The sequence below is a fragment of the Stenotrophomonas sp. UBA7606 genome (assembly GCF_002477705.1).
GTDB lineage: Bacteria > Pseudomonadota > Gammaproteobacteria > Xanthomonadales > Xanthomonadaceae > Stenotrophomonas.
On sequence record NZ_DLJW01000045.1, the window covers coordinates 19562 to 37271 of the forward strand.

The 17710-nt window shown below is 65.4% G+C and carries 13 protein-coding genes; 7 read left to right on the plus strand and 6 right to left on the minus strand.

The features are described 5' to 3' along the window. Positions 1-152: 152 nt before the first annotated feature. A complete protein-coding gene (locus B2527_RS06410) occupies positions 153-533 on the plus strand; it encodes a hypothetical protein (RefSeq protein ID WP_414717018.1) in 381 nt (126 codons plus the stop codon). A 246-nt stretch (positions 534-779) separates the two neighbouring features. On the opposite strand, the gene adhP is transcribed toward B2527_RS06410, so the two are convergent. The 3 genes from adhP to B2527_RS06425 all read right to left on the minus strand — a co-directional run bounded on the left by adhP (position 780) and on the right by B2527_RS06425 (position 3703). Next, positions 780-1808, minus strand: coding sequence for an alcohol dehydrogenase AdhP (gene adhP, locus B2527_RS06415; RefSeq protein ID WP_293706699.1), 1029 nt, complete (start codon positions 1806-1808; stop codon positions 780-782). Between the two features lie 247 nt (positions 1809-2055). Then, on the minus strand, positions 2056-2694 hold the full coding sequence (gene eda, locus B2527_RS06420) for a bifunctional 4-hydroxy-2-oxoglutarate aldolase/2-dehydro-3-deoxy-phosphogluconate aldolase (protein WP_293706700.1): 639 nt from the start codon (positions 2692-2694) through the stop codon (positions 2056-2058). Continuing rightward, positions 2681-3703 (minus strand): sugar kinase, encoded by a 1023-nt coding sequence (locus tag B2527_RS06425; RefSeq protein ID WP_293706701.1) that lies wholly within the window; start codon positions 3701-3703, stop codon positions 2681-2683. Before B2527_RS06425 ends, eda begins: the two co-directional genes overlap by 14 nt. Before the next feature lie 273 nt (positions 3704-3976). On the opposite strand from B2527_RS06425, the gene B2527_RS06430 reads away from it, so the two are divergent. Both B2527_RS06430 and B2527_RS06435 read left to right on the plus strand, forming a co-directional pair. Then, positions 3977-6715, plus strand: coding sequence for a TonB-dependent receptor (locus B2527_RS06430; RefSeq protein WP_293706702.1), 2739 nt, complete (start codon positions 3977-3979; stop codon positions 6713-6715). Positions 6716-6853: 138 nt separating this feature from the next. Next, a complete protein-coding gene (locus tag B2527_RS06435) occupies positions 6854-10648 on the plus strand; it encodes a LamG-like jellyroll fold domain-containing protein (protein ID WP_293706703.1) in 3795 nt (1264 codons plus the stop codon). Between the two features lie 367 nt (positions 10649-11015). On the opposite strand, the gene B2527_RS06440 is transcribed toward B2527_RS06435, so the two are convergent. The 3 genes from B2527_RS06440 to B2527_RS06450 all read right to left on the minus strand — a co-directional run bounded on the left by B2527_RS06440 (position 11016) and on the right by B2527_RS06450 (position 14326). Further along, a complete protein-coding gene (locus tag B2527_RS06440; RefSeq protein WP_293706704.1) occupies positions 11016-11606 on the minus strand; it encodes a cysteine dioxygenase family protein in 591 nt (196 codons plus the stop codon). A gap of 56 nt (positions 11607-11662) precedes the next feature. Continuing rightward, entirely contained in the window at positions 11663-13267 is a 1605-nt protein-coding gene (locus B2527_RS06445; RefSeq protein ID WP_293706705.1) for a carboxylesterase/lipase family protein, read from the minus strand. A gap of 75 nt (positions 13268-13342) precedes the next feature. Continuing rightward, positions 13343-14326 carry an alpha/beta hydrolase gene (locus B2527_RS06450; RefSeq protein ID WP_293706706.1) on the minus strand — a complete coding sequence of 328 codons (984 nt, stop codon included), beginning with the start codon at positions 14324-14326 and terminating at the stop codon, positions 13343-13345. A gap of 140 nt (positions 14327-14466) precedes the next feature. Here B2527_RS06450 and B2527_RS06455 point away from each other — a divergent pair, with 140 nt between their 5' ends. From B2527_RS06455 to B2527_RS06470, 4 genes are all read left to right on the plus strand, one after another. Beyond that, positions 14467-15294: a 2-keto-4-pentenoate hydratase gene (locus B2527_RS06455; protein WP_293706707.1), complete on the plus strand. Its 828-nt coding sequence runs from the start codon at positions 14467-14469 to the stop codon at positions 15292-15294. Positions 15295-15331: 37 nt separating this feature from the next. Continuing rightward, positions 15332-16336 carry a TRAP transporter substrate-binding protein gene (locus B2527_RS06460; protein ID WP_293706708.1) on the plus strand — a complete coding sequence of 335 codons (1005 nt, stop codon included), beginning with the start codon at positions 15332-15334 and terminating at the stop codon, positions 16334-16336. Positions 16337-16349: 13 nt separating this feature from the next. After that, entirely contained in the window at positions 16350-16883 is a 534-nt protein-coding gene (locus tag B2527_RS06465; RefSeq protein WP_293706709.1) for a TRAP transporter small permease, read from the plus strand. Between the two features lie 3 nt (positions 16884-16886). Beyond that, on the plus strand, positions 16887-17710 hold an 824-nt coding region (locus tag B2527_RS06470), incomplete at its 3' end, for a TRAP transporter large permease (RefSeq protein WP_293706710.1).

Here is a 17710-nt window from a genome sequence, read left to right on the forward strand (position 1 = left end):
CGCGCAGCGAAGGGGAGGGGTGGGGAGGGGTGCTTCTGCTTCCGCCTCTGCTTTTGCAGCTGCTCCCACTCAACAACCATCTAAACACCCCGCTCACCCCCCACTAACGGCCCCGGGCGTATCTGTGGGCGCCCAACAGGGAGGGTTGTGCCATGTACCGCCCGGATCGTGCCGAACACCCCGCCGCGCCAACCTTGTTTGCGCCCGACCCCTCGGTGATGCGGCGGGGCCGGCACAGGCGGCGCCAGCAGGCTGCCGGTGAAGTGGCGCAGGATTTCGTCCAGTACAGTCTGGCCGACTACGCGAGGCGGCGCCGTGGTGCCCTGCGCTGGCCTGACCTGCAGCCGGCCTATGCCTTCGCGCTGACCACGCATGCCGCCGACTGGCCACGCGATTCGGAAGTGGAGTTGGCCGAGCATTGGGAGCAGGTCCGTGGCGGCTCGCGGCTGCGCTGGGAACAGGTGCGGGATCTGGTCGAGGACGCTTGGCTGGCGCTGGATCGGATGCCGGTAGCAGCGGTGCATGCCCGCTAGGAGAGCGCCTGCAGGCGTTGTGAGAGTGGCATGAGCCGCGAAGCCGGTAATGCCTGGCTGCCGATTGGTGGGCAATCTGAAGATGCGTGAGTGCAAGCGGCTGCGCCGCTCCCCTCTCCTGCCTTCGGCATCCTCTCCCGCAAGGGGAGAGGAGAAAAGCAACAGCAGCAACCAAAGCCAAAGTCGAAACAACAACCAAAGCCAACCCGGCCAGCACCCCTCAGAGGAGGCGCCAGCCGGCTGCAATCAGGCGTTGAAGTCCAACACTACCCGGCCCTCGATCGCGCCTTCATGCATGCGTTTGAACACGTCGTTGATGTTTTCCAGCGTGTCGGTGCTCACTGTCGCGGCGACCTTGCCGTCGGCGGCGAACTGCAGCGATTCCTGCAGGTCCAGGCGGGTGCCGACGATCGAGCCACGCACGGTGATGCCATTAAGCACCATGCCGAAGATGTCCAGCGGGAAGTCACCCGGCGGCAGGCCGTTGAGCGACACCGTGCCGCCACGCCGCACCATGCCCAGCGCCTGTTCGAAGGCCTTGGGCGATACCGCGGTGACCAGCGCGCCATGCGCGCCGCCGATTTCCTTCTTCAGGAAGGCAGCCGGGTCGGTGTTGCGGGCATTGACGGTGATGCTGGCGCCCAGGCGCTTGGCCAGGGCCAGCTTGTTGTCGTCGATGTCCACCGCGGCCACGTTCAAGCCCATCGCCTTGGCGTATTGCACAGCCATATGGCCGAGGCCGCCGATACCGGAGATCGCCACCCAGTCACCGGGCTTGGTATCGGTGACCTTCAAGCCCTTGTAGACGGTGACGCCAGCGCACAGGATCGGCGCGATCTCGACGAAGCCGACTTCCTTGGGCAACAGGCCGACGTAGTTGGCATTGGCCAAGGCGTATTCGGCGAAACCACCGTTCACCGAATAGCCGCTGTTCTGCTGCGCTTCGCACAGGGTTTCCCAGCCGCCCAGGCAGTGCTCGCAATAGCCGCAGGCCGAGTACAGCCATGGAATGCCGACGCGGTCGCCTTCCTTGATGTGGGTGACACCGGCGCCCACCGCCACTACATGGCCGACCCCTTCATGGCCGGGAATGAAAGGCGGATTGGGCTTTACCGGCCAGTCGCCTTCGGCGGCGTGCAGGTCGGTGTGGCAGACGCCACAGGCCTCGATCTTGACCAGGATGTCGCCAGCGGCGGGGCGTGGCACCGCCACTTCCTCGATCACCAGCGGCTTGCCGAATGCGCGGACCACGGCCGCCTTCATCGTCTTTTCCATCACGGGATCTCCTTTGCGGGGGATGCCCTTACCTTCGCGCCAAACCCTTACGCGGCGCTTTGATCCAGATCACGCCCGGCTATGCATGGCCGCATGCATCCGGTTCTGGTTCAGGAAAACCAGGTGCCCCGCATTGATGGCCCCGCAGGTCCCTGTGCAATCGCTGCCTCAGCCTCTTGCTCTGCCAAAAGCTAGGGGAGGGGTTGGCCGTTGATGCTGCTTCAGCTTCCAGCCCAACCCAACAACATCAGCCCGGCAGCACCGCCGCCGCGCGGGCCAAGGCTTCAATTCCCGCCCAATCACGCGCCTGCAGCAACTCACGTGTGGTCAACCACGAGCCACCCACGCACAGCACGTTCGGCAGATGCAGGAATTGCGACGCCGTCTGCGCACTGATGCCGCCGGTCGGGCAGAAGCGCACGTCACCGAACGGGCCATTCCAGGCCGACAGCATGCCCACGCCACCGGCCTGCACCGCCGGGAAGAACTTGAACGTATCCAGGCCCTGCTCCAGCCCGCGCATCAGTTCCGAGGAGGTGGCAACGCCAGGCAGGAACGGCAGGTCGGTATCGCGCGCTGCAGCGTACAGAGTGTCGGTGGCGCCCGGCGAGACCGCAAAGCGGCCGCCCACGGTTTTGACCTTCTCCATCTGCGCCGGGGTCAGCACGGTGCCGGCGCCGACCACGGCATCCGGTACGGCCTCGACCATGGCCTTGATCGCATCCATCGCGTTTGCGGTGCGCAAGGTGACTTCGATCACCGGCAAGCCGCCGTTGAACAAGGCCTGCGCGACCTGTACCGCGTCCTTGATGTTGTCGGGAGTGAACACCGGAATCACCGGTGCCAGTTTGAGCACTGCGCGTACGCGCGGATCAGCGCCGGACATCGAACTTTCCTTCGCCCATCAGGGCCATGACGTCGGCCACGCCGACGGGGTTGAAATCACCGGGAATGGAATGCTTCAGGCAGCCCGCGGCCAGGCCGAAGCGGATGGTGGTTTCCGCATCCATGCCCTCGATCAGGCCATGCAGCACGCCGGCTGCGAACGCGTCGCCACCACCGATGCGGTCGACGATATCGGTCAATTCCTCGGCGGGTGCCAGCGCACGGGTGCCGTCACGGCCGAGCAGCATCGCGCCCAGCGAATGGTGGCCCACGCTGTGCGCGATGCGCTGCGTGCAGGCCATGTACTGCAGGCGCGGGAAGGCGGCAAAGGCCATCGCCGCGGCAGCGTCCACGCGCGCCTGCGGTTCGGGCTGGTTGAACTGCCCGCCCAGCACCACGCCGATGTCGCGGTAGTCGGCAAACACGATGTGTGCGCAGTCGAACAGGTCACGCAGGATCGCCTTGGCGTCGCCGCCCCAGCGCTCCCACAGCTTGGGCCGGAAGTTGCCGTCGAAGGACACCTTGATGCCGCGCTCGTTGGCAGCGCGGGCGGCAGCCAGGGTGGCCTGGGCGGCCTCCGGCCCCAGCGCCGGGCTGACCCCGGACAGGTGCAGCCACTGTGCGCCGTTGAGCAGCGCCGGCCAGTCGTAGCTGTCGGCACGCGCGCTGGCGAAGGCCGAATCGGCGCGGTCGTAGACCACTTCGCTGGGCCGGTGACCGGCACCGGTGGTCAGGAAATACAGGCCCATGCGGCCATCGCTGCGGCGCACGCGCGAGGTATCCACGCCGTGGCGGCGCAGCTCACCGGCAACTGCCGCGCCCAGGGGGTTGTCGGACAGCACGCTGATCATCGCCACGTCGTGGCCAAAATGTGCCAGCGATACGCCGACGTTGGCTTCGGCGCCGCCGGCGTGGAGCTGCAGCGACGGCGATTGCAGCAGCAGCTGGTTGCCGGGTGCGCCCAGGCGCAGCAGCAGCTCGCCAAAACAGACAACACGGGGGGAAATCATCGCCATTCCTGTCTCCTCGTCGATCGGCGCGCATCATGGCATGGTTGATTGGCTAGCGGTGTCATTCCCGCGTTGCTGTCCCCTTGTCCTGCCGTGCTACCGTCCCTGTGTGTCCTCCGGACAACGTTTTCCACGGTGTTTCAGTCCTGTTGCAGTGCAAGATGCTCACCCTTCACACAGCTGCTACTTTCCGTTTTGACCAGCGGTGTCATCCGGCGGAAACAACACATCGGAGCCATCGCATCGCCTGCAAACCTTGGAGAGGGGAAGCACATGAAGCCACGCAACTCGCAGAAAAAGACACCGGTTACCTTGTTGGCCCTGGGTATCGGCATGGCCCTGGCAGGCGCTGCAGCGGCGCAGGATGCCGGCACCGCCGCCACCGAGTTGGACGCCGTCACCGTCACCGGTTACCGCGCCAGCGTCGAGAAGGCCCTGGACATCAAGCGCAGCGAAGCTGGCGTGGTCGACGCCATCGTTGCCGAGGACATCGGCAAGTTCCCGGACCTGAACCTGGCCGAGTCGCTGCAGCGTATTCCTGGCGTGGTGATCGCTCGCGATGCCGGCGAAGGCCGCAGCATCACCGTGCGTGGCCTGGGCTCGGATTTCACCCGCGTGCGTATCAATGGCATGGAGGCCCTGTCGACGGTGGGCTCCGGCGACCAGACCGGTGGTACCAATCGCGGCCGCGGCTTCGACTTCAACGTGTTCGCCTCGGACCTGTTCTCGCAGCTGATCGTCCGCAAGACCGCCTCGGCCGATGTCGAGGAAGGCTCGCTCGGCGCAACCGTCGACCTGAACACGGCGCGCCCGTTCGACTATGACGGCTTCACCTTCGCCGCCAGCGGCCAGGCCAGCTACAACGACATGGCGCAGAAGGCCGATCCGCGCGTGGCCGCGCTGATCGCCAACACCTGGGCCGACGGTACCTTCGGCGCGTTGCTGTCGGTGGCCTACTCCGAGCGTCAGGCGCTGGAAGAGGGCTCCAACACCGGCCGTTGGGCAAATGGCACCAGCAATGGCGGCTTCAATGCCGCGTCACCGTATACTCCGGCGTTGTCGGCAGACACCTATCACCCGCGCTTCCCGCGCTATGTGCAGATGGAGCACCAGCAGAAGCGCCTGGGCGTGACCGGCTCGCTGCAGTGGAAGCCCAGCGATGCCACCGAGCTGTCGCTGGACGCGCTGTACTCGAAGATCGATGCCGAGCGCGACGAGCACTATATCGAGGCGATTTCCTTCAGCCGCTCGGGGACTGGCAAACCGCAGACCATCGTTCGCGACGGCGAGATCCGCAACAACGCGTTGGTCTACGGCGTATTCGACAACGTCGATATCCGCTCGGAGAACCGCCATGACGAGTGGAGCACCGAGTTCAAGCAGCTCAGCCTGAACTTCAAGCACCGCTTCAATGATGATTTCAGCTTGTCCGGCAAGGTCGGAACGACCCGTTCGGCGCACGAAAACCCGGTGCAGACCACGGTCATCATGGACAAGTTCGATGTCGATGGATTCAGCTACGACTACCGCGGCAACATGAATCGTCCGGTGCTGAACTATGGTATCGATCCGACCGACCCGAACGGCTGGACGCTGGCTGAAATCCGTCTGCGCCCGCAGTACGTGGACAATGATTTCGATACCGCGCAGCTCGATTTCAACTGGAACATCAGCCCTGGCTTCCGCCTGAAGGGTGGCGTGCTGGCCAAGGACTACAGCTTCAAGACGGTGGAGCTGCGCCGCGCGGCGGAAGCAACCGTGCCGAACTTTGCGGACGGCACCAAGTTCGTTCCCGGTGACCTGACCACGCAGGCCGGCCTCAAGGGCTTCCAGGGCTATCCATCCAATTGGGTGGTGCCGGATCTCGATGCGATTGCTGATCTGCTGAACATCTACAGCAACAGTGGCTCGTTCGCGGTGGCACCGCGCCTGAACAACACCCGCAGCGTCGAGGAGAAGGACCGCGGTGCATGGTTGATGGGCGAATTTTCGACCGAACTCGGTTCCATCCCGTTCTCGGGCAACTTCGGCGTGCGCTATGTCGAAACCAAGCAGAGTTCGGTGGGTTCGGGCCTGGTCAATGGTGTGACCACCCCGGCAACGGCCAGCCGCAAGTACGACGACACCCTGCCCTCGTTCAACCTGGTCGCCGAAATCACGCCGGACTTCCTGGTGCGCCTGGGCGCTGCCAAAGTGATGACGCGTCCAGGCCTGGGTAACCTGACGCCTGGCGTGACCGTGGCCGTCGCCGGCGGTGCGCGTACCGTCAGCGGTGGTAATCCGGCGCTTGACCCGAGCCGCGCCACCAATGTTGATCTCAGCTTCGAGTGGTACTTCAACGAAGGTGCGATGGCCAGCCTCGGCCTGTTCTACAAGGATATCGAGAGCACCATCTACAGCCTGAAGGAGGTTCGTGCCTATTCCACCAGTGGCCTGCCGGCTTCGCTGCTGGAAGGCACCGGTGCCACCGTCAACGACGACTTCACCTTCACCACGCCAATCAACACCAAGGGCGGTGATCTCAGTGGCGTCGAAGCAAACTACGTCCAGCCCTTCACCTTCCTGCCGGGCAAGTGGTCCAACCTGGGCCTGCAGTTGAACTACACCTGGGTGGAGTCGAACATCAAGTACCCGGACAGCAATGGCAACCTTGCGCTGAAGCAGGACCTGCTGGGCCTGTCGCGCAGCTCCTGGAACGCGACCCTGTTCTATGAAGGTGAGAAGTTCGCCGGCCGCATCTCGGCAACCAATCGCGATGACTACCTGACGGCAGTGCCGGGTGCAGAAGTCGGCTTCAACGTCGACGGCGTGCACGGCGTCAGCGGCACCACCGTGGTCGATGCCTCGCTGCGCTACAAGATCAGCGACCAGGTGGAGCTGAGCCTGGAAGCGATCAACCTGACCAACGAAGGCTACGACGAGTGGGTGCAGTCGCCGGCCACCGGCCAGCTGCCGCTGTACTACACCGAGACCGGCCGCCAGTACCTGCTGGGCTTCCGCTACAAGTTCTGATGCTGTGACCCATCCCGGCGCCATGCCGGGATGGGGTTTTGATGGTGCGACGCAGAATGTGCAGACGCGTTGGCGTCGCTAACTTGGCCCACCGCATGCGGCGTTGTACCTGCGCCGCACGCTACCAAGAGACGCATGATGCCGCCACGTTCCACCCGCCCCGTACTTCGTCCCCTGCTTCTGGCTTCTGCGCTGCTGTTCGCTCTCCCGGCGGCAGCGCAGGCTTCTTCGCCGCAGCTGCTGTTCCGCGTCTCCGCCGACACCGGCTTCAACGCCGACACCGCGCAGGGCGACGCCATCCCCAACTTCCAGGACAAGGTCAGCCTTGTCGATGACGGTGCCCATGGCCGCGCCATCCAATGGCAGGACGACGGCGTGCTGTCGTGGAATGCGCCCGGCAACATCCAGGCCGAGCGTGGCACCTTGTCGTTCTTCTGGCGCTCGCGTTACGCAGTGGGCGAAGCACCGTTCGTGATCTTCCGCGTCGGCTATGCCGACCACAGCAGCTGGGACATGGCCTGGCTGCGCATCGACTGGAACGGACATGGCTTCGATGCCTTCGTCACCGATGCCAACCTTGCCCGCACCCGCGTATCGTTCAAGCTGGACAGGAACCCGACGCCCGAACAATGGCAGCACATCGCCTTTGCCTGGGACGAGGACAAGGGCGTCAAGCTGTTCGTCGATGGCCGTGAAGTCGCGCAGGCGGCAACCACCGGTGACTACGACGCCGCGCTGGACCAGCTCGGCCTCGCCGGTCGGGTGATGGCGCCGTACCAGGTGCAGAGCCGCTACAACTTCCTGCGCGGCAGCGACTTCGACGAGATCCGCGTCTATGACCGCATGCTCGATGCTGCCGGTGTGGCCGCGCTTGCGCGCAATGCCGAGCCGCGTAGCGCCGAGAGCGGTAGCGCCTCGGAGCGCGCCTGGTGGCACCGCTATGGCTGGGAGGGTGCCGCACCGCCGGCACTGAGCGCGCCGACGACAAGCATCCGCAAGGTCGAGTTCGCCGATGTAAAGGACAAGCTGCAGTGGATGTGGAAAGGCACCGACGGCATCGCCGAAACCACCTGGCCCGGCGTCTACAACCGCTCGCGCCTGCCCGGCCGCAATGATTACTTCCAGCTGCCGGACTGGAACACCTATGTGGAAGGTGGCCAGCAACTCGACCTGACAGTTCCCGAAGGCGAGCGCATCAATCGCATCGAGATCCGCGGTGCCGCCTACGGCGAGTTGAAGGGCTCGGCCGGCACTTTGTTCAAGCGTCCGCAGGGCGTGGTGCGCAGCGTCGACAGCTTCGCCGACCAGGTCGGTGGCACGCTGCACTTCCACAACACCGCGCAGGAAACCCCGATCCAGGAGATCTGGGGCTACCAGGTCAGCGATGCAGCCGAGCCGGAAGGCACGGTCAAGCAGCGCTACCAGATCGACAGCAGCGTATTGCCGGATTACACCAACATCGCCAGCCTGCGCGAATACATCGACGGCCGCTTCGCGCCGGATGAGCGCAGCATGGTGATGGCGCTGCCCAAGGGCGCAGGTTCGCGCAAGCGTGCTGCCGACAGCTTGCCGGCCAAGCCGATGCCGATCGTGCACGTGCTCATTCCGTCCGGCGTCGGCGACGCACCGGCCGCACAGCCACTGATCCGCAGCTGGGCGCACAGCTGGGAGAACATGTACGACGGCCTGGATGGCGTGGCGATCGATATCCCTGCACTGGACCTGCCGGCGACGCATGACGGTCTGATCCCGCTGAACATCCGCATCAAGGACCCGATCTGGCCGGCGCGCGACATGATCGACGTTTCGGTGTCGGTGAAGCCGGGTGAAGCACGCACGCTGTGGCTGGACCTGCGCGACCGCATCCTCACCGCCGACAGCCTGTGGATCGCGGTGGCCTCGGCCGCGCCCGGCTTCAACGCCGCATCGCTGGACGGCGCCGAAGTGCGACTGGTGTTCAAGGAACGCAAGGAGGCGATCAAGCAGCACGTCGCCGACCGCTTCAACCAGGTGCGTGACAACTGGGGCTTCCTGGTCGAGGAGCACACCACCTCCAAGCGCCAGCGGCTGTATTCGCGCGTCTATGCCGATCTGAGTGATCTGCTGCGGGTCGATCCGGACCATGAGCTGGGCCGCCTGTATTGGAATTACATCAGCTACAACAGCCAGGGCAAGCCACCGTTCGAGCAGCCGCAGGCGCCGAAGGGCGTGCCGTTATGGGCGTTCCGCCAGGTTGAAGACCTGAAGTACGTGCGCCGCTTTGTCGACTGGTGGATCGAGAACCGGCAGGTCGCTTACGGCGATTTCGGCGGCGGCATCTCCGATGACAGCGACCTGACCCAGCAGTGGCCGGGACTGGCACTGATGGGCGTGGAGCCCGAGCGCCTGAACCGCTCGCTGACGGCACTCTCCGATGCGGTTTACCGCAACGGCATGTTCTCCAACGGCCTGAGCACCATCGAGACCGATGAGCTGCACGCCTATGAGGAAGGCATCAACGCCAACAGTGCGATGCTCTACCTCAACTGGGGCGATCCGCTCACCGTCGAGCGCCTGATGGAGACGGTGAAGGCCTTCGACGAGCGCATCATCCTGCGCAACCCACAGGGCAACCTGCTGTTCTCCAGCAACTGGTTTGGCGGCAACAAGGTTTATCGCGAGCCGAACTGGCAGTGGCAGAAGCCATACTCGTTCCCGGCGCTGCACCCGGCTTTCCTGATGGGTGAGTACAACGCCGATCCCACCGGCCGCAAACTGGTCACCGGTCTGGCTGACGGCTATCTGGCCCACGCCTACAAGGACGACAAGGGGCGCTTCACCCTGCCCAACGAGATCAACTGGGCCACCGGCAAGACCCGCGGCGGCGAGTTGAACCAGGGCTCGGGCAGCGGCGATGTGATGCACACCTTCTGGGCCGCGTGGCGCTGGACCGGCGATGCCAAGTACCTGCAGGCGCTGGACTACCGCGTAGTGCGCGGCGGGCCGGGCGTGCTGTCCAACCTCGGCGAGAATTATGTCGATGTACTGGGCAGGCAGCAGGACTGGGGCAAGCAGCTGCTGGCCGATGCCGACAAGGGCGGCAGCGGCTTCGCCGCGATCAGCGCCTGGCAGCAGACCGGTGACAAGAAGTACCTGGAAACATTGCACGCCGATGGCATCCAGGCCAAGGCGCAGCGCGAGTACATGAACACCGAAGGCCACTGGTGGAGCGACCGCGTCGAAGCACCGAGCGAGTTCCTGCAGCGCCTGCGCCTGGGTGGCATCGGCCTGAAGCGCAATCAGACCTGGCCGGGGCATACGGTGAGCTGGCAGTTCGCCCAGCCTGATGGTGCCGAGCAGGTCGCATTGTTGGTGCATGCGCCGTCACGCGAGCGCTTCAAGGTGATTGCCTACAACCTTGGCAGCACGCCGTTGGACGCGACCATGACCGGCTGGAACATCGCCGCCGGCACCTGGCGGATCCGCAGCGGTGTGGATCGCGACGGTGATGATGTGATCGACGGCAAGGCGGAGGTGCGCGAGGTGCTGCTGGAGAAGAGCGCAAGCACTCAGCTGCGGTTTGCGCCGAAGCAGAACCAGGTATTCGAGTTCGAGCTGGTGACGCCGGGCACGCCGGTGGAGACGCGCGCGGACTTGGGTATTGGCCGGGGTGATCTGCAGATCGATGGCGAACGCGTGCGGTTGACCGTGCACAGCCTGGGGCATGTGGGGACTGGCGCGGGTTATGCGGTGCTGGAGGATGCGGGTGGTCGTGAGGTCGCTCGGGTTGCGGTGCCGGCATTGGAAGCGCCGTTGGATCTGTCGCCGCGGACGGTGACGGTGGAGTTGGTGCTACCTGCCGGATTCAAGCGTGAGGGGGCGAGCGTGCGGGTTGGCCTGGAGGGGGATGTGGCCGAGGTGACCAGGCTTAATAACCGGTTGCTGTTGCGGTGAAGCGTTGGCTTTGAGGCTTTTGAGCTTTTGAGCCCCTCTCCCCTTGCGGGAGAGGGGTTGGGGAGAGGGGAAGCGATCGAAGATCGCCGCTTACCTGAAATACGAAAGCGAGCGTGCTTCGCACGCCTCCCCTCTTCCGCCCTTCGGGCACCTTCTCCCGCAAGGGGAGAAGGGAGCCAAAGCCAAAGCCAAAGCCAAAGCCAAAAGCGTAGCTGCCGACTTTCACGCGCAGCGTCGATTGTAGTGCCGAGCCATGCTCGGCAGGTGGTATTACCGGTAAAGCCTCTTGCCGAGCATGGCTCGGCACTACGGTGTTGGTTGCATTGTCGGCTTCGCGGCTTACGCCGCTCCTGCAAAAGCCGCCAGCTCAGGCGTCCAGGCCCAATTCCCGGCATTCACGCGCATACCAGCGGGGTGCCTCGTCTATCGGCTGAAATACGTGGCTGCGCTCCATCACCCGTTGGTAGACATGCACCGAGATGGCGATCTGTTCGGCATCGCTGTTACGCAGCGTATGGAACTCGTCCGGTGGAATCAGGTGGCCGGCGCTGCCCTTGCAGCCGCGCAGGCAATCGCGTGGGGCGAAGCGGTAGCGCTCACCGTCGCGTTCCAGCATCTGATACGGGGTGATCTCCAAGCTGCCCTGCCACACGCCCTCCACGCACCACAGGCCATCGTGGTCATGCAGCGGTGTGCCCTGGCCCGGGCCCCAGGTCATGGCGATGATGCTGTAGCCATGGGTCGGACTGCGGTAGATCTCGCGCCGCGCGTAATGCCCGTGCACGGGCGCATGCACGCAGGCCGGCAGCACGATCTGCGGGTCCTTGATGGCCTGCTCCAGCACGCGCTGCACCTGGGTGACGGTGCTGTGGGTATCGGCCGACTGCAGGGCGGCGTCGATGCCGTCCAGCAGACGTTGGCGGCCGGCGAATTCAGGATGCGGCGTTGCGAAGTCCATGCCTGCAGCATAGGCAAGGCAGGTAAAGATTCCGTTGAAACTATCTGTCGCCGGCTTCAGAAGGTCCCGCGCTGGATGAAAGGCGCCTGCTGGTAGAGCCGGCGTTCGCCGCCGCGGGGGTCGTCCTGCTGTCGGCTTTGCGTATCGAACACCATTGTCTGGCGGCGCTCCAGGCCGTAGCGGTCCCACTGCGGCAGGCCGGCATGGTTGGGGTCGCCGTGCCGTGCGAAGGCCAGCAAGGCATCGCTCATCGTGTCCGACAGCTGCTGCATTGCAGCGCCGCCGCCGGTGCGTGAACCAGGCTGTGTGTTGTTGTGGAACACCAGCGGGATGTCCAGCGTATGGAAGGCGCGCAGCCTGGCGGCGTCGCCATCGCGGTCGTAACCGTCCAGCTGGTACGCCCAGGTCGGCGCGCCTTGGCGCACACGCGCCTCCAGTTCTTCCACCGCACCGCGCCAGGAGCGACCGGCGGTGGTGGCAGCGAAGAACACATCCGACGGTGTGTACTGCGGATACAGGCGGCGGTATTCGGTGATCACCACCGAAGGCAGCAAGTCCACGTATTGCTGGGCTTCGAGCTTGGCCGGCAGTTCCTCCCAGCTCAGTTCGAAATTCTTCGGATCGTTGCCGAGGAAGGCACGGGTTTCGTCGTGGGTGTTGCCGATCACCATCGGGATGGTCGCCGACTGCTGCGGCGCCTGCGGCCAGAACGGGTGTACCGGCAGGTTGCGCGCATCCAGCACCGGGCCGACGTAGAGGCTGCTGTTCTCCACGCGCGAGGGATCGCGCACTTTCACCGCCTCCAGCAGCTGCTGCATCGGCATGCGCCGCAATGCCTCGGGATCGGCCTTGAGGTGATCAAGCACCAGCTGTGCGCGCTGCGTGGCCGCGCGGGGGCCGGCAGCGGTGGCCTGCTGGCCGCTCATCGTCCAGGCGCGGTGGAACAGGCCCTTGGCAGCCGGCATCGCCATCAGCGTGGCGATCTTGGCGCCGCCGCCGGACTGGCCGAACACGGTGACGTTGTCGGCATCGCCGCCAAACTCGGCGGCGTGCTGGCGTACCCACTGCAGCGCCTGCACCAGATCCAGCTGGCCGACATTGCCGGAGTCGGCGAACGTCTCATCGCCGAGCTGGGCCAGGTACAGATAGCCGAACAGGTTGAGGCGGTGATTGACCGTCACCACCACCACGTCACCGCGTCGGCTCAGGTTGCCGCCGTCGTATAGCGGGTCGCTGCCGGAGCCGTTGTTGTAGGCGCCGCCATGGATGTAGAACAGGATCGGCCGCTTGCCGCCGTCGCGCATTGCTGGCGTCCACACGTTGAGGTAGAGGCAGTCTTCGCTGCCCGGGCCTTCGCTGCCGGTTTGTGGGGCAGCGGCTGCGTAGTCGAGCGCATCGCGTATGCCGCGCCAGGGGTGTTCCTGCAGGGCGGACTGGAAGCGGTGAGGCGCGGTGTCGGCACCGTAGGGGATGCCGCGGAAGACGTGCGTGCCGTTCTCCGTCTGGCCGGCCAGGCGGCCGCTGCGGATGCGGGCGATGGGGCTTGCTAGGGTGTTGGCCCAGCTGGTGTTGCCTAGGGTGCTCAAGCCGGTTGCTGCGGCCAGCAGGGTGGATTGCTGGAGGAAGCTGCGGCGGGCGGGGTTGTTTGGGGTTTGCGGCATGGCTTTGTCCTGGTGTAGTGGAGATTGGGCGTGCTTCGCCCTCTCCCCAACCCCTCTCCCGGAGGGAGAGGGGCTTTAGCGGCGGGGCTGTTGCGATGCCATCCAGCTCAAGGCCAGTTGTGGCCATGCCGCTGTTGTGAGACCCACTGTGCCGCGTGTGCCAAAGCCGTGGCCGCCGTGCGGGAACAGGTGCATTTCGCTGCTGACCTTGGCACGGCGCAGGCTGTTGTAGAAAAGCAGGCTGTTGCCTACCGGTACTACGTCGTCATCGGCGGCATGCAACAGGAAGGTGGCTGGCGTATCGGCGCGGACCTGCAGCTGCATCGAGTAGTGCTGCAGCAGTTCGTCGCTGGGCGCACTGCCGAGCAGGCGGTCGCGTGAACCTGCATGCACGTCGTCGCCGCGCATCGTGATGACCGGGTACATCAGCAGCTGGAAGTCGGGGCGTGCGCTTTCCGCGTCGATTGCGTCGCTGTGAGGATAGACGTTGCGGTCAAAGCCGTTGCCCAACCGCGCGGCCAGGTGGCCGCCGGCCGAGAAACCCATCGTGCCGATACGCTGCGGGTCCAGGCCCCAGCCCTTGGCGTGGTGGCGGATAAGCCGCAGTGCACGCTGCGCATCGGCCAGCGCCGCTTCGCGATCGGCACGACCTTCGCCGGGCAGCCGGTAGCGCAACACGAACAGGGTCACTCCGCCCTGCTCCACCAGGGCCGGCACCAGCGCCGTGCCTTCCTTGTCCAGCACGATGCGTTGGTAGCCGCCGCCGGGGATTACCAGCAAGCTGCTGCCATCGGGTTTGGCCGGGCGATAGGCCACCAGATAGGGCCTGCTGACATGGTCGATATAGCGGTCAGGCAACGCCGGGTTGCTGCTGCGTTCGACGATCCGCTGCGCTTGCGTCAGCGCCTTGTCCCCCGGTGCCATACCCTGCGGCCATAGCGCGATACGGTCGGCCGACCCCGCTGCGGGTTCACCATCGGTGGCGGCCAATACAATTGCCGGAAGCAGTCCGGCAAAAGCGGCGAAAGCTAGCTGCAACAAGGGTTTCAGTCGAATCATGGGCGTAGCGGTCAGGTCTGGGCCGAGGGCGTGGTACAGCTTCTGGTGCAGTGCACATTGTCAGATGACACCGGTTTACCTTATACAGCCAGTCACAGCGCTGTCGATGGGCAGTGCAGCAAAGTCACCAGGAGACGCACTTGAGCAACGACCAAGGCAGCCAGCCGCAGGCGCCAGCCGCGCTGGACGAGATTGCCCGCACTTTTGTGGAAGCACGCCGTGAGGGCCGTTCGCTTCCGGATTTCCCCGGGGCCATCCCGGACGATCTGGTCACCGCCTATCAAGTGCAGGACCTGGCCATCGACCGCTGGGATGACAGCGTGGTCGGCTGGAAAGTGGGCTATATCGCCGCCGAGCGCCGCGACAGCTCCGGCGATGAACGTCTGCTGGGACCGATCTTCAAACGCAATCTCTGGAATGCTACCGGTAGCATCGTGGAGATCCCGGTGTTTTCCGCCGCCGGTGGCTTTGCCGCGGTAGAGGCCGAGTACGTGCTGGAGCTGCTGGACGACGCGCCCGCCGACAAGCTCGACTGGACCCCGGAAGAAGCCGAAGCGCTGCCGGCCAAGCTCCATATCGGCGTGGAAGTAGCCAGCAGCCCGCTGGTCACCATCAACATCCTCGGCCCGCGCGTGGTGGTGTCCGATTTCGGCAACAACAACGGCCTGGTGCTGGGCGGCGAAGTGCCCAACTGGACCCGCTGCGACGAGCCGGACCTGCGCGCACAGACCGAAATTGACGGCGTGGTGGTCGGCACCGGCGGCGCCACCACCCTGCCCGGCGGCCTGCGTGCGGCCTATGCGTTTGCGCTGTCGCGTTCGGCCAAGCGTGGCCGGCCCTTGAAGAAGGGCGAGCTGATCGCGACCGGCAATGCCACCGGCATCCACGACATCGCCGTGGGCCAGGTGGCATTGATTCGCTTTGCCGGTTACGGCGACATTTCCTGCAAGGCCGTGCCGGCCGGGTAATCCCGGCGGCAACGGTAGCAACGCGTTGGAGGGCGCAATGGTTACGCGAAGAGGCTTTCTGAAAACCGGCATGGGGGCGCTGGCCGCACCGGTGCTTGCCGCCTGCTCGGCGGGCAACAAGGGCGCGGCCGGTGGCAGCCAGCTGCTGACCGCCACGGACGTGCACGTGGCCGACTACCCCACCGTCACCGCGGTGAAGTGGATAGGCGAGCAGCTGCGGCACGAAACCGGCGGGCGGTTGGGCTTGAACCAGTACCACTCCGGCCAGCTCGGCCGCGAGTCCGAGGCGATCGACATGGCCCGGTTCGGTGCCATCGACATCACCCGCGTCTACTCCGGTGCACTCAACAATGCGTTTCCGCTGACCCGCGCGCTGTGCCTGCCGTATGTCTTCGATTCGGTCGCGCACATGCGCCGCGCGCTGGACGGCGGCATCGCCGATGCGGTGCTGCAGGGCTTTGAAAGCCGCGAGCTGGTCGGCCTGGCGGTGTACGACTCGGGCGCGCGCAGCTTCTACAACACCAAGCACCCGATTGTTGAACCCGAGGACCTGCACGGCCTGAAGCTGCGCGTGGCCAGCTCGGACATCTTCCTGCAGCTGATGCGCCTGTTCGGTGCCAACCCGACGCCGATGTCACTGGGCGACACGTTCTCCGGCATGGAGACGCACATGATCGACGGCGCCGAGAACAATATGCGCAGCTTCCACTCCAGCCGTCATTTCGAGGCTGCGCACTACTGGTCCGAAAGCCAGCACTCCTACGCGCCGGACATCCTGCTGATGTCGCGCCGCAGCCTGGACGCGCTGACCCCGTCCGACCGCCGCCTGGTCATCGACCTGGCGCGGCAGTCGGTGCAGGTGATGCGCACGGCCTGGGATGCATCCGAGGACAAGGCCCGCGAAGCGGTGCTGGCCTATGGGGTGAAATCCAACGCGGTGGACATGCCGGCCTTCCGTGCGGCGGCCGCGCCGTTGCTGCGCGACTACCTGCAGCAGGCCGATATTGCCGCCCTGCACCGTCGCATCCGCGACTTCGCCTGAGGGACCCGCACCGATGTCTGATTCCAACGTACAAGCGGCCCCGGCAGGCACCCAGCGCGTGCTGGAGAAAATTGCCGACGTGGTCATCCATATCGCCGTCGTCGCCCTGCTCGGGCTGGTGGTGGTGCAGGGCTGGCAGGTGTTTGCCCGCTACGTGATCAACGATTCGCCCAGCTGGACCGAGCCGGTGACCCTGCTGCTGCTGAGCACCGCCATGAGCATGGGTGCGGCGGCCGGCGTGCACACCAACCGCCACTTCGGCTTCTTCCTGCTGGCCGAGCATCTCAACCCGTTGGTCAAGCGCGCGATCGATGCGCTGGTGCCGCTGATCGTGGCCACCATCGGCGCCTTCATCGCCTGGTGGGGCTGGTTGCTGTGGATGGATGGCCTGCACATCAAGACCGCCGGCGCCAACCTGCCGCAGAGCGTGAACTACCTGCCGCTGAGCATTGGTGGCGCGTTGATGACGGTGTTTGCACTCAACCGCCTGCTGCTGGCCCTGCGTACGGCCACTGCCAGCGCCGACACCGCCGAAGGAGACCGCTGAGCCATGGGTATCGCAATTCTGTTTGCCGTGTTTGGCGTGCTGCTGCTGATCGGCGTGCCGGTGGCCTATGCGCTGGCAGCGGCCTCGCTGGCCACCCTGCTCTACCTGGATCTTCCCAGCATCGTGCTGGTGCAGCAGATCTCGGCGGGCACCGGTTCGGCCTCGCTGATCGCCATTCCGTTGTTCATCTTCGCCGGCGAAATCATGATGCGCGGCGGCATCTCCGAGCGCCTGATCTCGCTGGCGTCCTCGTTGGTGGGGCGCCTGCGTGGCGGCCTGGGCCAGGTCTCGATCCTGTCCTCGCTGTTCTTCGGCGGCGTTTCCGGCTCGGCCATCGCCGACGTGTCGGCGGTGGGCGGCACGATGATCCCGCAGATGGTCAAGCGCGGTTACGACCGTGATTTCGCGGTCAACGTCAGCATCACCGCGGCGCTGGTCGCGCTGCTGGTGCCGCCGTCGCACAACCTGATCCTGTTCTCGGCCGCGGCCGGGGGTGGCCTGTCCATTGCCGACCTGTTCGCCGCCGGTATCGTGCCGGCGCTGCTGATGACGGTGGTGCTGATGATCACCGGCTACGCGGTGGCGCGCCGTCGCGGTTATGGCGTGGAAGCCTTCCCGGGCATGCGCGCGGTGATGCTGCGGCTGATCGCCGCCCTGCCCGGCCTCGGCCTGGTGGCGCTGATCTTCTTCGGCATCCGCGCCGGCATCTTCACCGCGGTGGAATCGGCGGCCATTGCCGTGGTCTACGCGTTGCTGGTCACCACCGTGCTGTACCGCCAGTTGAACTGGAAGGAGTTCATGGCCACGGTGGTGCATGCCGCGCGCAG

Bases quoted from the DNA above. Each gene is read 5' to 3' on its own strand.
- B2527_RS06450 (WP_293706706.1), bottom strand. From the start codon at position 14,326: ATGATTCGACTGAAACCCTTGTTGCAGCTAGCTTTCGCCGCTTTTGCC.
- B2527_RS06440 (WP_293706704.1), bottom strand. From the start codon at position 11,606: ATGGACTTCGCAACGCCGCATCCTGAATTCGCCGGCCGCCAACGTCTG.
- B2527_RS06465 (WP_293706709.1), top strand. From the start codon at position 16,350: ATGTCTGATTCCAACGTACAAGCGGCCCCGGCAGGCACCCAGCGCGTG.
- B2527_RS06435 (WP_293706703.1), top strand. From the start codon at position 6,854: ATGCCGCCACGTTCCACCCGCCCCGTACTTCGTCCCCTGCTTCTGGCT.
- B2527_RS06410 (WP_414717018.1), top strand. From the start codon at position 153: ATGTACCGCCCGGATCGTGCCGAACACCCCGCCGCGCCAACCTTGTTT.
- eda (WP_293706700.1), bottom strand. From the start codon at position 2,694: ATGTCCGGCGCTGATCCGCGCGTACGCGCAGTGCTCAAACTGGCACCG.
- adhP (WP_293706699.1), bottom strand. From the start codon at position 1,808: ATGGAAAAGACGATGAAGGCGGCCGTGGTCCGCGCATTCGGCAAGCCG.
- B2527_RS06445 (WP_293706705.1), bottom strand. From the start codon at position 13,267: ATGCCGCAAACCCCAAACAACCCCGCCCGCCGCAGCTTCCTCCAGCAA.
- B2527_RS06425 (WP_293706701.1), bottom strand. From the start codon at position 3,703: ATGATTTCCCCCCGTGTTGTCTGTTTTGGCGAGCTGCTGCTGCGCCTG.
- B2527_RS06460 (WP_293706708.1), top strand. From the start codon at position 15,332: ATGGTTACGCGAAGAGGCTTTCTGAAAACCGGCATGGGGGCGCTGGCC.
- B2527_RS06430 (WP_293706702.1), top strand. From the start codon at position 3,977: ATGAAGCCACGCAACTCGCAGAAAAAGACACCGGTTACCTTGTTGGCC.